This is a genomic window from Streptomyces sp. ADI95-16, assembly GCF_003721495.1.
Lineage (GTDB): Bacteria > Actinomycetota > Actinomycetes > Streptomycetales > Streptomycetaceae > Streptomyces > Streptomyces goshikiensis.
The window spans coordinates 270,042-285,326 of the sequence record NZ_CP033581.1 but is presented as its reverse complement, the minus strand read 5'-3'; the positions used below and the strand labels follow the sequence as shown (position 1 = coordinate 285,326).

The 15,285-nt window shown below is 69.0% G+C and carries 12 protein-coding genes and 2 pseudogenes; 5 read left to right on the top strand and 9 right to left on the bottom strand.

Features of this window, described 5'->3' with window-relative positions; translation table 11 throughout:
• Positions 1-159: 159 nt before the first annotated feature.
• Positions 160-1,659: an IPT/TIG domain-containing protein gene (locus tag EES41_RS01545; RefSeq protein ID WP_123074942.1), complete on the top strand. Its 1,500-nt coding sequence runs from the start codon at positions 160-162 to the stop codon at positions 1,657-1,659.
• A 16-nt stretch (positions 1,660-1,675) separates the two neighbouring features.
• Here the strand turns inward: EES41_RS01545 and EES41_RS01540 are convergent.
• Positions 1,676-1,822: pseudogene (locus EES41_RS01540) on the bottom strand (IS5/IS1182 family transposase); the annotation flags it as partial.
• A 953-nt stretch (positions 1,823-2,775) separates the two neighbouring features.
• On the opposite strand from EES41_RS01540, the gene EES41_RS01535 reads away from it, so the two are divergent.
• Positions 2,776-3,255 (top strand): ricin-type beta-trefoil lectin domain protein, encoded by a 480-nt coding sequence (locus EES41_RS01535; protein ID WP_164495694.1) that lies wholly within the window; start codon positions 2,776-2,778, stop codon positions 3,253-3,255.
• A 144-nt stretch (positions 3,256-3,399) separates the two neighbouring features.
• Here EES41_RS01535 and EES41_RS01530 read toward each other — a convergent pair whose 3' ends face one another.
• Positions 3,400-4,122 (bottom strand): hypothetical protein, encoded by a 723-nt coding sequence (locus EES41_RS01530; protein ID WP_254211256.1) that lies wholly within the window; start codon positions 4,120-4,122, stop codon positions 3,400-3,402.
• A 407-nt stretch (positions 4,123-4,529) separates the two neighbouring features.
• Positions 4,530-4,985, bottom strand: a complete 456-nt coding sequence (locus tag EES41_RS01525) for an RpiB/LacA/LacB family sugar-phosphate isomerase (protein ID WP_123074935.1) — start codon at positions 4,983-4,985, stop codon at positions 4,530-4,532.
• Positions 4,986-5,269: 284 nt separating this feature from the next.
• On the opposite strand from EES41_RS01525, the gene EES41_RS01520 reads away from it, so the two are divergent.
• Positions 5,270-5,872 carry an RICIN domain-containing protein gene (locus EES41_RS01520; RefSeq protein WP_164495693.1) on the top strand — a complete coding sequence of 201 codons (603 nt, stop codon included), beginning with the start codon at positions 5,270-5,272 and terminating at the stop codon, positions 5,870-5,872.
• A gap of 287 nt (positions 5,873-6,159) precedes the next feature.
• Here EES41_RS01520 and EES41_RS01515 read toward each other — a convergent pair whose 3' ends face one another.
• The 3 genes from EES41_RS01515 to EES41_RS43750 all read right to left on the bottom strand — a co-directional run bounded on the left by EES41_RS01515 (position 6,160) and on the right by EES41_RS43750 (position 10,426).
• A complete protein-coding gene (locus EES41_RS01515; protein WP_174261787.1) occupies positions 6,160-8,187 on the bottom strand; it encodes an AAA family ATPase in 2,028 nt (675 codons plus the stop codon).
• 991 nt (positions 8,188-9,178) lie between these two features.
• The gene (locus EES41_RS01505; protein WP_123074929.1) at positions 9,179-9,880 is read right to left on the bottom strand and encodes an ALF repeat-containing protein; all 702 of its coding nucleotides are present in this window, start codon (positions 9,878-9,880) and stop codon (positions 9,179-9,181) included.
• A gap of 420 nt (positions 9,881-10,300) precedes the next feature.
• A complete protein-coding gene (locus EES41_RS43750) occupies positions 10,301-10,426 on the bottom strand; it encodes a hypothetical protein (protein ID WP_302186144.1) in 126 nt (41 codons plus the stop codon).
• 46 nt (positions 10,427-10,472) lie between these two features.
• Here EES41_RS43750 and EES41_RS01500 point away from each other — a divergent pair, with 46 nt between their 5' ends.
• Both EES41_RS01500 and EES41_RS01495 read left to right on the top strand, forming a co-directional pair.
• The gene (locus tag EES41_RS01500; protein ID WP_123074927.1) at positions 10,473-11,177 is read left to right on the top strand and encodes a CDP-diacylglycerol diphosphatase; all 705 of its coding nucleotides are present in this window, start codon (positions 10,473-10,475) and stop codon (positions 11,175-11,177) included.
• Between the two features lie 65 nt (positions 11,178-11,242).
• Positions 11,243-12,141, top strand: a pseudogene (locus tag EES41_RS01495) (IS5 family transposase).
• Here the strand turns inward: EES41_RS01495 and EES41_RS01490 are convergent.
• The 3 genes from EES41_RS01490 to EES41_RS01480 form a co-directional block, all read right to left on the bottom strand.
• Entirely contained in the window at positions 12,093-12,839 is a 747-nt protein-coding gene (locus EES41_RS01490; protein WP_164496090.1) for a hypothetical protein, read from the bottom strand. The pseudogene EES41_RS01495 and the gene EES41_RS01490 sit on opposite strands and share 49 nt — an antisense overlap.
• A 48-nt stretch (positions 12,840-12,887) precedes the next feature.
• On the bottom strand, positions 12,888-13,841 hold the full coding sequence (locus EES41_RS01485) for an IS481 family transposase (protein WP_123082183.1): 954 nt from the start codon (positions 13,839-13,841) through the stop codon (positions 12,888-12,890).
• Between the two features lie 146 nt (positions 13,842-13,987).
• Complete coding sequence (locus EES41_RS01480) at positions 13,988-14,650, bottom strand: GPP34 family phosphoprotein (protein ID WP_123074923.1); 663 nt, start codon at positions 14,648-14,650, stop codon at positions 13,988-13,990.
• Between the last annotated feature and the right edge of the window lie 635 nt (positions 14,651-15,285).

Genomic DNA, 15,285 nt, shown 5'->3' with positions numbered 1-15,285 from the left:
TTGCCAACCTGCACGCAGGAAAAGCACCGGACAACGCAGAGGGGAGGTCTGATTGTGTGCGATCCACTCTGCCGGCCGGTTCGGCACAGATCTGCCCTGATGCTGCCGAAAGGCCACCCCGCCTCCGCACTGGCAAACATCCGAGGAGCAGGAACGACGATGGCATTCGATCCGACAACCGCCCAGGTGACCATGACCCTGGCTGCCTTTGCAGCCACCGGGGCCACCCCGCGTCCGTCCGGGGAAACCCCGCAACAGCAGACCGAACGAATCATCACCGGCATCAACGCGCAACTGAGCGATCCCAGCCTTGCGACGCAGGGCGCGTGGAGGCTGGTGTGGCTCGCCCTGAGCGAGGCCAACGCGAACATGGCCTACATCGCACAGAGCACCAACGGCTCGAACGAGTTCGCCGTGGTCGCTCGCGGAACGGACGCCGATCTGACCGACATCCTCGAGGACCTCGATGTCGGCACAGTCGTCCCGTTCCCCGAGAGCGGATCGCCGACGCCCATCGCCGTTTCCAAGGGGGCGATGGATGCGTTCAAACGGGTTGTCAACGCCAGCTCGATCGCCGCCTCACCCTCCCCGAACGCCACGCTCACTCAGGCGCTCACCGCCGCACTCAACTCGGCGCCCCCCTCGCCGCAGCCGACCGTCTATCTGACCGGTCACAGCCTGGGCGGTTGCATCGCCACCATGCTCGCGCCGTACCTACAGGCAAAGACCTGGCCGAAACAGCCGAAGTTCGCGGTGATCACCTATGCCGCTCCGACCGCCGGCGTACAGAGCTTCGTCGACTACTTCGACTCCGTGCCGTGGGTCATCGACGAGCGCCACAACAACGCCTACGACCTGGTACCGCACGCGTGGGCCGATCTCGACACCACTGCCGACTGGTACCCGAGCCCGGGACCGCAGGCAACCGAAGAAGTGAAGCTGCTCATCGGGGCGATCTCCAAGCGCACCAAGGGCAACGTCTACGTCCAGCCCGGCACGCTCTACCCGATGAACACCAGCTACACGAGCCTTGCCAAGAACCTGGTCAACAAGACCACCCAGGACTTCCTCGGCCAGGTCGCCTTCCAGCACGCCAACTCCACCTACCTGGACCTGGTGGGAGCGCCTGCCGTCCCTTCCGCACCGGTGGTGACCGACGTGACCCCCACCTTCGGCGCACCAGGCGCCACGGTGACCATCAACGGCACCGGTTTCAGCAAGGACAGCATGGTCGACTTCGGCGACTTCGCCTGCCCCACGCGCAACATCGACTCCGACAGCAGGATCACCGCCAAGGTCCCCGACGGAACCGGCGTCGTCCACGTCCGCGTCACCAACACCCTCGGCACCTCCCCGGCCGTCGCGATGGGGCAGTTCGCCTATGGCGGACCCGCACCTGTGGTGGTCAGTGCCGTCAGCCCGACCAGCGGAAAGGTCGGCACCCTGGTCACCATCAGCGGCTCGGGCTTCGCCGATGGCGCCACCGTGCACTTCAAGGACAAGGCATCCGATTCGGTCAAGTTCGTCTCCACCGGACAGATCACCGCAACCGCGCCCGGTCAGCTCGACGACCACCAGACGGTGAACCTCACCGTGACGGTCGGCAAGGCCACCTCTCCCACCAGCCCGGCCGACGAGTTCACCTACACCGGACGCTAGCGTCCGAACGGCGGTGGTAGCCGGCTTCCAGGTGCACGGTGACGTTGTCGGGCAACGGTCCCAGGTCGTTCAGGCGGTCCAGGGTCGGGGCGAGCAACGGGGAGTCGTGGCGGTTGGCGCCGGCCAGGACACGACCCAGTGGAATGCCGTATCCGTCCGCCACACCCGGTCGTAGGCGTCGAGCGCGATCCGCGCTCAGGCAGCAGGATCGCGCATTGGTCCCAGAGCGGTTCGGTCAGCCATGATGGAAGCGCGGGCACAGGTCTCCCCGGTGATCACAGAGCGTCGCAACTCCATGATCACCGGGGAGACCTGTGCCCGTACTGTTGCCGACGTCCCCGACCACGCCTATCCGGCGACCTCCTACGAGCGCCGTTGTTCACCTCCTGCCCCACCGCCGGGCCCAGCTCCCGGCCGGCGCCTGGCCGATGATCAGGCCGCTGCCGACCACGGTCGTGGCTTACCGGACGAGCCCGGCGGCCCCCGGGGAACCGGCTGACTCGGCGAGCGCGTTGACCCCGGTGGCGCCGCTCCAGGCGGCGCCCTGCAGGACGGCCATGGCGAACAGCAGCGCCAGGCCCGGGGGCCACAGTCGTACGCCGCCGTGCGCGGCGGTGGCGGTTTCCGTCGGCCCGGGCGCCGTGCGGTGCAGGGCGAAGAGCGTCCGGCCGTGCCCAGCGGGCCCGGGCCGGCGGTCCGACCTGCGGCACCGTGAGGCCGGCGGAGGCGGCCGGCAGGACGGGGCGGTGGCCGCGCTGGTCGGCGAGCCGGCCGATGACCGGGCTGCCGAGGGGGCCTGGCCGAGCCAGAGGGCGGCGGCGACAGTACCCGCGTCGCCGATGCCGTCGCGTTCATTGACGAGCAGCAGCGTCCCGATGGGACACAGGGCGGCGGGGAGCCGGGCGAGGAACCCGTGGACGGGCAGTGCTGATATCGAGCCGCCATCGGTATCGGATCATCACATGTAGCGACTCTTTGGAATGAACGGACTATGCAGAAACCGTTGGCCAATTCATGGGTGGTGCTACCAATTACCCAGCGCTCGAAACCGAGTTGGGGATGCATCTCGCGTCTATGCGCGAATCCCACGCCTACAGCAAGAACGGATTCCACCCCATGGCAATCGCCGTCCGCAAGACGCTCGCCATCGCGACGCTGGCCCTCACCGCTTCCCTCCTGCCGGCGGCCGGAGCGGAAGCCACCAACGCCGTGGCTCCGGCCCTGCGTGCTCCCGGTCTCTACTGCCTGGCCAACACCTGGGAAACCCCGAAGGTTTCCACGAAGCCGTGCGATGCCGCTGACCGAGGGCAGCACTGGACCGTTTCGGGCCAGCAGATCTCCCTCCGCAACGCTCCCGCCTATTGCCTCGCCAACACCTGGAACACTCAGGACGTATCGGTGAAGCCGTGCGACCCCAAGGACCAGGGCCAGTACTGGACCGTCTCGGGCCAGCAGATCACCCTCACCTACGCTCCGGCCTACTGCTTCGCCAACGCCTGGAACACTCCGAACCTCTCGACCAAGCCCTGCGACAGCGCCGACCGCGGCCAGCGCTGGGTGATCTTCGACGACCAGGTCAGTCTCGCCGCCGCCTGACCCCTGCCGCGCGGCCCGAGTGTGGCCGCTGCCCGAAGAAAACGCGCAGCGCCAGGTGATCGAGGGTCTTGCACCCCGTCACCACCTGGCGCTGCGCGTCACACGGCCGGCCGGGAGCGGCACCCGCTCCCGGCCGGCATCAGCTCAGTGCGGCGCGCCGACCGGTTCCTTGCCCTTGTGCTTGAACGGGACCGGACGGAAGCCACTGTTCGTCACACAGCCGAGGTTCTGGTAGATGCGGTCATTCGTCTGCGGGTCGAGGCCGACGAGGTGGTACTGGCAGGCCCCCTCGATGAACCTGCCCTCGATGCCGCCGGGGAAGTCGATCTCCTTGTTCCACAGGTACTGCGATGTGATGCCGGTCTGCCGCGCGGTGGCGTTGACGTCGATCCCGCCTGGAGCCTGGATCGCGTAGACCCAGCCGTCGTTCCCGCCCCCCGTGGCGAATTCCTGCGCCACCCACCGCTCACAACTGGTGCTCACGTGCGCGGCGTTCGCCTGCCCGGCGCCTCCGGTGATCCACTGCGCCAGCGGGGTGAGGTCTGAGCCCCGCGGGGTGAAGCCGCTGGGGAAGATCGTTGCGGGGTCCCGCGTGTCGCCCCGCCACAGGGTGTTCCCGTCGTGCCGCCAGTACCAGGCCTCGCGCACCGCGGCGAGGTCCACGTCCGCCCGGATCCCGGGGTCCGTCGTGGTCCGCAACCACTCCGACACGCGGTAGCCGCCGGTCGGGCCGCAGGGGCCGGTATCACGGATCTGCTGCGGGGTGCCCGGGTACGGATCCGCCGCGGCGCCGGCGGGTGAGCCGAAGCCCAGTGAGACGGTGACCAGGACGGTGGCGGAAGCGATCCGAATTGCAGTCTTCAACACGGTCGGCACGACCTCTTCGCTCGGTGCACAGGACTCGGTGTTATTAGCCGAATTTCGGACGCAGCCGATCTTTGTCCGTAACCGTCACCCGCTGGCATCGCGAGATCCACCCACCCGGCGCAGGCCGCCGGCCCGGTGTGAATCTGCGGGCTGGTGACTGCGGGTGGGTGTCATCGGCGCCGTGCGCGTCGTACCTGGTGGGGGAGGGTTGGGCCGGTCGGCCGCCGTTACGGGGTGACCAGCCGCCGTGCAAGGGAGCGACTGCGTGCCGGCGAACCGGCTGACACCACCCCGCCGCGGTGCATTCACACCGAGAGGGAGATCGCAGGGGGACGTGAGCGGAATCGGGCGCGGTGCCGGAAGCGAACCACCCCACCCCCACCCGCCGGCGTAGTCACCGCCTTCATTCAGGTTGTGGGCCTGGTGTTGTCGAGCCGTTCGACGCGCGCCACGTTCTCCCGGTCCTCGGCGTCCGCGCTCGCCTCGGCGGCGAACCAGGCGTCGAGGATCTCCTTGAGCAGTGGTTCCGAGGTCAGGCGCAGGCTGAGCGCGAGCACGTTGGCGTCGTTCCAGCGGCGCGCACCGTCCGCCGTGTAGGCGTCCGTGCACAGGGCCGCGCGTACGCCGGGAACCTTGTTCGCGGCGATCGACGCGCCCGTACCGGTCCAGCAGCACACGACGGCCTGGTCGGCGTTCCCGGCGGCGACCTCGCGAGCCGCCGCCTCCGAGCAGGCCGCCCACTGCGGATCGTCGCCGGGGCTCAGCGCCCCGTACGTCATCACCTCGTGGCCGCGGTCGCGCAGTTGCCCGAGGAGCGCGCGAGCCACGGGTTCGTCCATGTCCGAGGAAACGGAGATCCGCATGCCCCGAGACTAACCGGCCCCGAACGGACGGTCGCCGCGAGTCGCGCGATGAGCGCCTCGGTGTTGCCGCGCTTGACGGCGTGCGCTGGCCGGGACTCCCACCTGTGGCGGTCCTCAGGCTCCACCGTGAGGGGGGACCCACCTTTGGTCGCGCCGGCGGCTGTCAGCCAGAGTGTGCATGCCCCTCGGACATTTACCCGATTTCCTCTTCTCGGTACCGCGCCTGCTGGGCGACAGTCGGACTTTACTCGCATGTCTGGGAGGGACGGCCAGTGATGAGACTCATGGCGTTCGTCGTGTTCACTGCGGCAGCGGTGGCATTCCTTTCGGTGAGCGGCGCTTCTGCGGATCCGCGAAGTGGAGACCAGGGGCGTCCGATCGCGCCTTTGGAGAGGAATGAAATCTCTTTCGCGGAGTTCGCGGCCCGGTTCGGTCCCAAGGGCCCGAAGGGTGAGATACCCCCTCGTCCGGAACGTGTCACCCTCATCAACCGGTGGTCCTCGGAGTGCCTTGACGCCAACCCCACTCAGTCGTGGGACGGCGGGCAGGTCTATCTGTGGAGCTGCAACGGAGCGGAGTGGCAAAAGTGGGAATTCCCGATGCTGGACGACAGGATCAGCTTCCGCGCGTATGACGGCCTTGCCCTCGACGCGGTATTGAACGACAACAACGGCAGCGCCATCACCCGATACCACTGGAGGGGCTGGTCTGACGGCGGGCACTGGAACCAGCAGTGGAAGTTCTATTCCACCGGCGAGATCAAGAGCGCCTGGAACGGGCGCTGCCTCGACGGCGATCCCGCCCAGGCGTTCAACAACCCGCAGCGAGTGTGGCTCTGGGAATGCAACGGGGAGGAATGGCAGAAGTGGCGGGTCGGTCCCGCCTGAGCCGTGCCATCGACTCCGTCGACGGCACACGCCCTGCGGCGCGAGCCGCCGGTGACGCCCGTAGGCCTAGCTCGGGTAGCGGCGCGGGCGCCTCGGCTCTGCCGGCTGCCTGGCCCGAGGCCTCGGCCCGCAGCTCGCACAAGACGCCACGTACGTCGCCTCCCGCGAGGTCGGCCGCGTGGTGCCGGGTGCGGCCACGAGCGGTGAGGCGGCGAGCAGCCCCGTGCGCGTGGGCCGGTGTCCGTACCGCGCCGGGTGCACCCGCGGCGACGACGGGCGCCGAGCCGTCAGGCGGGCTGGACGGTGATCGTGCACAGGCGCTTGGTGGCCCGGGTCAGGGCCACGTACAAGTCCCTTTCCCCACCGGGGCGGGCCGTGATGATTTCCTCCGGGTTCATGACGACGACCCCGTCGAATTCCAGGCCGCGTGCTTCGGACGCCGGCACGATGCGTGCGTGGTGAGCGATGCCCTGGGCCGTCAGCTCGCTCACCCTGGTGTCCGCGCAGATCACTCCCAGGAGCTCGCCCGGGTGCGCGGTGCTCTGGGCGCGGAGTTCCCGGACAATGGCGGTGGCCAACCCGTCCACAGGCGTGGTCACGGTGCGGGGGCTCTCACCGCTTCGCAGTGACCGTGTGGGCTTCTGGCCCGGAGCGATCCGCGTGAGCAGGTCCCGGACGCTCTCCAGGATCTCCTGCGTGGTGCGGTAGCTGACGGTCAGGTTGTGCAGTTTGAACCGCGGTCCGACGTGGGGGCTCAGTGCCTCCTTCCAGCCGAGCGCTGTCGCGACCGGGCCTGCCTGGGCGAAGTCACCCACCAGCGTCATCGCCCTTGCCGGGCAGCGGCGGACGATCATCCGCCACTGCATGGCGGTCAGTTCCTGCGCCTCGTCGACGACGACGTGCCCGTACGTCCGCTCGGGGGGGCCGTCGAGCAGGCTCGCCGCCTCGTCCAGCAACGGCACGTCGGCATCCGTCCACGGGTCGTCCGGACCGCGCAGCAGCAGGGACCGCTCCTGTGCGGTCAGACGGGGCAGGTGCTCGGCGAGAGGGCCGGCGTTCGTCAGGAGCGCCTGCACGAGGTCACCGGGTACCAGCCGAGGCCACAACACCTCGACCGCTCGCTCGACGTCGGCGTCGTCGAGGAGATCGGCCCGGATGGCGTCCAGGTCCAGCTCGTGCGCCGGACCCGCGTCGGGAGCACCTTCGACACGTCGCTGGGCGGCTCCCGTGAACCGGTCGAGGTTGAGGCCCGTCATCCTTTCCGCATCGGCGTCGATCTGCTCCAGGAGGTCGCCCATGTCCCGTTGCATCGCGTCGGTGACGGCGTCGACCAAGAGCTCTTTGAACACCTGGCGCGCGGGGTTGTGCCCCGGTACGGCTGCCACGGCGGCGCCGCGTGCCGTGGCGACTTCCTCGCCGGAGAGGCGGACCAGCTCCTGTCCGACCCGCACGGTGAAGTCACCGGCGGGGGCTTGGCGGACGCGCAACAGGCCGGCCAAGGCGTCGGCGAGGTCGGAGCCGCCCTTGAGCCGCGCCGTATCGAACCGGTCCACGGTGTCCGTGGACACCCCGGCCAGTTCCGGGCAGGTCGCCAGAACGACGTCGTTCTCTCCGAGCGAGGGAAGGACCTGGGAGATGTAGTCGAGGAACCGGGCGTTCGGGCCCACCACCAGGACGCCCTCCTCCGCGGCGCGCGGGAACGCGTACAGGACGTAGGCCGCCCGGTGCAGGGCGACCACCGTCTTGCCGGTGCCGGGCCCGCCCTGTACCACGGTCACCCCGCGGTGGGCGGAGCGGACGATCTCGTCCTGCTCGGTCTGCAGCGTCGCGACGGCCGCGTGCATCCTGCCCGTACGCCGTGCCGACAGGGCCTCGGTCAACGGGCCGTCCCCCACGACGTCCTCGTCGGTCGGGGCGGTACCGTCCAGCAGTTCGTCGCTCACCGAGACGACCGTGCGCTCTTCGAGGCGCAGATGCCGACGCCGCCGCAGGTCCATCGGGTGGACCGGTGTCGCCTCGTAGAAGGGCCGCGCCGCGTTCGCGCGCCAGTCCACGAGCAGAGGCAGGTCATCCTCCTCCGTGTGCAGTCCGATCCGCCCGATGCGCAGGGCCGTGCCATCCGTCCAGTCGATGCGCCCGAAGACCAGCCCCTTTTCGGCGCCCTCCAGCCGGCCGATTTCCTTGGTCAGACGCTCGGCGGCGATTTCTCTCTCGTATGCCTCACCAGCGCTTTCCGCCGGGGCTTTCAGCACACTCGCCCGGTGTACTCGCGCCTCGGAAATGCGCTCGGTGAGCAACTCGTACAAGGAGGACACATAATCCCGCTCCGATGCAACCGCACGCACCGCGGGATCATTCATTTTCGACAACAGAGGGCTCCTTCGATTCGAGCCACACCATACGGTCAAAGTTCCCTAAAGGTAAGTCTTGACTTACTTGTTGAGCCATGGCCCTGCGGCTGAATCCGTGACGGCCGACCGCATGGCACGCCATGCATTCCGCCGTTCCGCATATCGCCAATTGCGCTCCCGATGCCCGCCTGCCTTATGGCGAGCCGGCCCTTGGACGTCGGCGATGTTTGCCGCGCTCAGGGAAAGGGGGAAGAACCGGGGGAAGGACCGCCGAGGATCGGCGCCATCGAGCTCACTGCCAGGGGGCGTCCGGTCGCTTCGCCTGGCGCCCCGCCCGCTGGCGGCCGAAATTCGGCGAACTGCTCGCGTACGCGCGGCCGGGCGACGCTTTGCACCTCTCGGAGATGTCCCGCCTGCGCGGCACCGGGCACATCCTCGACGTGCTCGACGTCCTGCACCAGAGCCGCCTCGCCCCGCGCAGACCCTCGCCGCCGCCGGCGAACTCCAGCGCGAACTGACCTACGACGGGCTGCGGGCCGCCGAGGCGAAGGGCAACCAGGGCGGGCGCCGCCACGCCGTCGTCCGTGCCGGGGCAGGCGTTGCACGGGGGTCTGCGCGTGGGGGCCCAGGCGCATCCTGGACGTGGTCCTGGTCCGGCGGCCGGACCTTGTGGCCGAGACCAGCGGCGACCGGGCCGTCGACCGGGGCGGGGTCAGCCGCGGCGGCCGGGTGAGCGATCCTCGGCGTTCTCACACCCCGCCTCCTGGAGGAAGACCAGGATGTCGGAGGGCTGGTGGACGAGGCCGAATGACCGGCCGTCCCAGCCGCACTGGCGGGCTCCGGCCCGCCCACAGAGGTATCTGGAGCTGGCCCCTGAGGCGTTCGCCGTGTCCGTGCGGAGCCCTCTGCCCGTGCCTGGGCGGCAGCCCCCTTCGCGGGGGCTGCCGCAGTGGGGTCAGACCTGGTACTGGCCGACCGTGATGAAGGACCGCAGCTCTTCCGGCGTGCCGTTCAGCGCCTTCTCGGCCGCCGCTCGCAGCGCGTCGCTGATGCCCGGGCGTGCCAGGATCCGTACGACCTCGACGCGGTCGTCCTCGGCTCGGGCGAGGCGCAGGCCCGTCTTCAGGAAAGCGGTCCGGTCGAGGGCGGTGCCGTCGAGGGCCTTGTTGGCCTCGCGCTTGACGGCCTTGCCGCTGGCCGGGTCGGCCAGGAGCTTGACGATGGTGACCGCGTTGTCCTCGTCCTGAGCCTTCGCGAGGCCCGTGGCCAGGAAGGCGGTTCGGTCGGCGGGGGTGCCGTCGAGCGCCTTGTTGGCTTCCCGGACCACCGCGCGACCGCCGGTGGGGAGGAGCTTGAGGATGGTGACCTGGTTGTCCTCGTCCTGGGCCTTCGCCAGGCCGGTCGTCAGGAACGCGACGCGGTCGGCCGGGCTGCCGTCGAGGGCCTTGTTGGCCTCGCGCTTGACGGCCCTGCCGCTCGCGGGGTCGGCCAGGATCTTGGCGATGGCGACGGCGTTCTCCGTGTCGGAGTCCACCACGGTGCTCGCGGACGCCGCCGCCGTGACCGGCGCGGCGGTGGCGAGGGACGGGGTGGCGAGCAGCAGGGCCGGAGCCAGGGCTCCGGCGGTCAGGGCGAGCGCGGCTCGGGTCAGTTTCATGGTTCCCCCTTGGTCGAATGACTGCCCGACTATCGGCAGCTAGTTGATCTTCGCAAGGGGTTCCACGGCTGACAACTGTCCACGAGGTTAGGGAGGTTTCAGCCTTCGGCCGACGGCAGACTGTGGCGTGGTCCGGGTCTGACACGGGGAGAGGCTCAGGATGCGGTGAGTGCGCGCCCTGTGTGCGCCGTAACGCGCCCCGGCTCTCAAACTTGCGCATTCTGTGATCCGAGTCACGAGCCTTCCGGCCGGTGGTGAAGAGCCGCCGTTCGGCCTTCCGGCGCAATCCTCGGCGCTCCTCCCGCACCTTCCCGGGAGGCGGGCGGTCCGGCGCCTAGGTTGGTCGGTCGAAGCAGCGGTCGTCGACCATCGGAGTCCTTGCATGAATGCGACCAGCACGCCGAACGGCATGCCCCGGCGTCAGTTCGTGGCGCTTTCCGGTGCCCTGGGTGCGGGTGCCCTGCTGGCCGGGGCGGGCGGCAGCGCGTCCGCGGCGGCGTGTCCGCCGCCCGGCTCCGGCGGTACGTCGTGCTGTCCCTGTCCCACGGATCCGCCTCCTCCCGGCGGCCCGAGCCCGTGCCCCCCGGCCCAGATGCAGCCCCTCTGCGGCAGTCCCGCGGACACCGACCCGCTGTGGCAGGACGTGCAGTACTGCACACAGGGGATCGTCCCGCCCAGCGGGCACAAGGCGGACTGCCTCAAGACCACCCCCAACTACGTGGTGCTGCACGGCGAGCCCGTATCGACGCACAACTACCTGACTGTCCCGGCCTGCCGGATCACGGGCATCGAGTGCCCGTTCCTGCTGACGCCCAACGTCGCGAATTACTGGCACGAGGCCTGGGAGAACGCCCGCAGGGGCGGCGACGTTCCCGTGCAGTACCGCTACATCGGGCTGGGGATCAACTCGCAGGCCGCCCGGAAGCTCGACCAGCTGCACATCCACATGGCCGGCGTCCGAGACAGCACGCAGCTGCGGCTGCAGGCCCTGGACGCGGCGGGACGGGTCGCGACGCACCCGTCGCAGTGGGGGGACACCCAGTACCAGGCGCTGGTGACGGGAACGCAAGGGGACCGCACCTACCGGATCTTGCGGCTCCCGGCGTTGACGCCGAACCTGTTCGCCCTGCTGGACACGAACGTGGTGCGGCGGTTCGGGCTCCAGATGGCGGGCCAGACGCTGGTCGTCGTGCCGAGGATGACCCCGACCAGCTTCGACGGCGCCTTCTACATCCTCAACAGCGACGCCTCGCTCCCCAGCGGCACCATCACCTGCGACCGCCTGCTCGTGTACTGACGCCGGTCCGCGGACGCCCGGCGGCTAGGCCGTTTCCTTCGGATCATCTGATAGTTGGTTGATGTGTGTCGTTGACTGACGAGCAGTGGGCGCGGATCGAGCCGTTGCTGCCGGAGCGGACGCCGAAGCGGGGCGGCCGGTGGCGGGATCACCGTGAAGTGATCGATGCGATCGCCTGGAAGTCCCAGACCGGATCGCAGTGTGTCCACCTGCCCGAGAGGTACGGGAACTGGAGGGGCGTCTACAACAGGCTGCGGATGTGGGCCATCGACGGCACCTGGGAGCGGGTGTTCTCCGCGCTCAGCGCGCAGGCCGATGCCGAGGAAGACCTCGGTTGGGCTGTCTCGGTCGACTCCACTGTCGTGCGCGCTCACGAGCACGCAGCCGGGGCCCGCAAAAAGGGGCCCCGGCCGGTGAGCCCGATGACAATGCCATCGGCCGGTCTCGCGGTGTACTGACCACGAAGATCCACCTCGTCTCCGATGCCCACTGTCGGCCACTGGCCTTCGTGCTCACCGCCGGACAGGCCGGTGACGCGCCCGTCTTCGCTCACGTCATGGCCCGCCTCCGCGTCCCTCGGCAGCGAGGACGTCCCCGTACCAGGCCGGACGTGGTCCTGGCCGATAGGGCGTACTCTTCACGCGCGATCCGCGAGCACCTGCGCAAGCGCGGAATCCGGGCGGTCATCCCCGTTCCGGCCGATCAACGCGGCCACCGGCTGCGGCGCGGCAGCCAGGGCGGTAGGCCACCCGCCTTCGACCGTGAGGCGTACAAGCAGCGCAACACCGTCGAACGCTGCATCAACCGCCTGAAGCAGTGGCGAGGCATCGCCACCCGCTACGAGAAGACCGCAACCATCTACCTGGCCGGACTCTACGTCGCTGGCATCTTTCTTTGGTCTGCCAGGCCAACGGCTCAGGAGCAGGAGCGAAGCGCATCGTCCCAGGCGCCAGGGCTGCGGTAGTGGTTCTTGTGCCCGCCAGCAAGTACGTGGCGCAGTTCGGCAAGGTGCTGGGTGTCCGTGGGGAGATCCAGCCGGCCGAGGAAGGTCAGTGCGGCAGCAGGCTCCAGGTCGCCGTAGACGTCGTGGAAGCTCGCCAGGAGGCCGCGGAAGAGGGCTGAGTGCAGGGCAGGAAGCCGCATGGCGGTGCGGTACGTCAGCTCCTTCACCGTCCAGCGCACCGGTCCCGAACACTCCAGAACCCGACGGGCTCGGCGGAGCAGGGCTTCCGATCGCTCGGCCACCACCCGGTCGATGTCGTTACCGAGAACCTCGGCGAAGGCCATCGCGGACGTGGCGTGGTCCTCGAACCAGTCCACCCACAGCGAGTAGGTGACGGCCTCGGCCTCCCGGTCCGCCTCCAGCCGCTGACGGTAGCCGCCCCACAGCACGTCGGCCGGCAGCGGACCCTCCGCACCTTCGTTCGCGAAACGGATCTCGCACGTGACCCAGTACTCGTCGAGGAGGTCCAGCAGCCCGAAAGCCAACCTCACCTGGTCGGCTGCATCCAGGTCTTCGGCGAACACATCACCGGCCCAGGAGTGCGCTACCTGGTTGGCGGTAAGCAACGTGTCCGGCTGCTCGTCGCTCTCCCACCCGTCGCGCACCTGGCTGACACCCTGATCTGCCAGCCAACGCCGCGCTGCCTCCTCGGCTTGCATCTCCACTCGGGAAGTATGACAAGCCTCGCAAGATCCAAACGAGACGTCCTAGGTGTATTGCCCTGTGAGGTTGTGGACGCGGCTGGCGGGTGGTTTGCCCGCGAGGGCGGTGTGTCCGCGGTGGTGATTGTAGGTGTGCAGCCAGTGCGGGAAGGCGTCGCGTCGTTCTTGTTCTGACTGGTAGGGGCGGGCGTATGCCCATTCCTCCGTGAGGGTGCGGTTGAGGCGTTCGACCTTGCCGTTGGTCTGGGGTCGGTAGGGCCGGGTTCGCTTGTGGGTGATCCCGGCCGCTGCCAGCAGGTCGCGCCAGGCGTGGGATTTGTAGCAGGATCCGTTGTCGGTCAGGACGCGCTCGACGGTGATTCCGACGCTGGCGTAGTAGGCCTGGGCCCGCTGCCAGAAGGCGGTGGCGGTCTCCTTCTTCTCGTCGGTCAGGATCTCGCTGTAGGCGAGGCGGGAGTGGTCGTCGACGGCGGTGTGGATGTAGCTGTAGCCAAGGCGGGGCCGCTTCCTGCGGCCGGCCTGGCGCCCCAGGGCTCTGTGGCCGCCGCCGTCGGGGATGTTGCCCAGCTTCTTGATGTCCACGTGGACCAGTTCGCCGGGGCGTTCGCGTTCGTAGCGGCGTATGACCCGGCTGGTGGCCCGGTCCAGGTGGGAGAGTCGGGCCAGCCGGTAGCGGACGAGGACGCGGTGCACGGTTGAGGGCACCAGGCCCAGCAGGTGGGCGATGCGGGCCGGCCCCCACCGGCGGGCGAGGCGGACTTTGATGATCCGCCGTTCGGTGCGGGTCGGGGTCCGGCGCGGGCTCTGACGCGGGCGCGAGGACCTGTCACGCATGCCCGACTCGCCGTGATCGCGGTAGCGGTCGGCCCACCGCTGGGCCGTGGTCGGTGAGACGTGGAAGCGTTCGGCGGCCCGGCGCAGCGGCCAGCCGTCCTCGACCACGCAACGGGCCAGGCGAAGGCGACCGGTCTCGGTCAGGGGTGCATTACGGTGGGGCATGAGGGCCTTCTGTCGCTCGGTGTAGACGTCGCAATCCACACCGAACCCGGAAGGCCCTCACCCGTTCAAGACGCCTCAGCCGAGACCTGCATCACCCGTCCACAACCTCCCGGGGCAATACACCTAGGTGATCCGAAGGAAACGGCCTAGCTGCCAGCTGCGGTGAATGTGACCAAAGTTACTGCGACCATCGCTGCCTGCATGTCGCGGATGGCGGAGCGGACGCTCTCGGCTGCCCATTGCCCTGTGGCGATCTCCTCCATCCGTGCGGCAATCTCCTTGCGATGGCCGTCGGGAAAGGCCAGACGGTGCAGCTTGGCCGAGTGGATCAGCGCGATGAGGCCAGCTGTCCGTGTGTCCGGCTCGGCGCCGTCCAGCACCACGACCCGGAGCCGGTCCCGCAGTTCCCGTTCCACCGCGGCGTCGGCCTCGGGGTAGCGACGTATCGGGAACACGCCGAGTGCCTTATGTTTCTCCTCCACGACCACCCCACGCTCGCACAGGCACTTGATTGCCGCGGCGACGGCCTTGGGCTGGTCCTTCGTCAGCCACTCCGTCACCCGGCGCTTGCGGCGCCCCCGCATCCAGGTCTCGATCAGCGCCGTCCGACTGTCGAGCAGCGAATTTCCGGTCGGAGTCGTGTCCACCAGTTCGAGGTGCTTACCCTCGACTGAAGTCTTCCCGGCCAGCACCAGTTCGAGCAGGATCCCACCCGCCACCGCCCAGCCAGCGGCCTGCCTCTGCTTGGCCGATCCGGACTTGTCGTCCAGGGACAGCAACATGATCTCCTCGGCCAGCGTGATTGTCATACTCGCTACCCCCGTACACCCAGTGCTCACTGTCCTGCTGATCAGACGCCCGGCTCCCCGGCGAAGTTCCCCTGCGCGCTCCCGCACCCTGATGTTCGTCTGAATCATTCCTACCGCTGGCTTGATCCAAAAGAGGTGTCCTAGGTGTATTGACCCGCAGGGCTGTTGACGCGGCTGATGGGTGGCTTGCCGTCGAGTGCGGTGTGGCAGCGTGAGGGGGTCTGGTCAGCGCTGCTGACCGGGCTACAGACCCGGGCGGACGCGGCCGACCTGATCGCCTGGGGGGTGAACGTCGATTCCAGATCTGCCGGGCTCATCAGGGCGCGGCCGGGGCCCGCAGTGACGGGCAGGCCGAACTGCCAGGCGGCAACCAGGCCGAACCCGACGACCGCGCTTGGGCCGGTCCTGCGGAGGCTGGGCCCCGAAGAATCACCTCGCCTGCGAACAACGACAGAAGCCATTATCGCCGCTGGTCACCGCAGGTCACGGCCGTTCTGGACATCATCCGGGTTCCTCGGCTCGGGCTGGGCCGGCCCCGCGTCCGTCCTCTGAGGGTCCGTGGCGACAAGGCGTATTCGTGACGCTTGAACCGTGCGTATCTGCGGCGGCGCGGGATCGCTGCACGATTGCGGAAC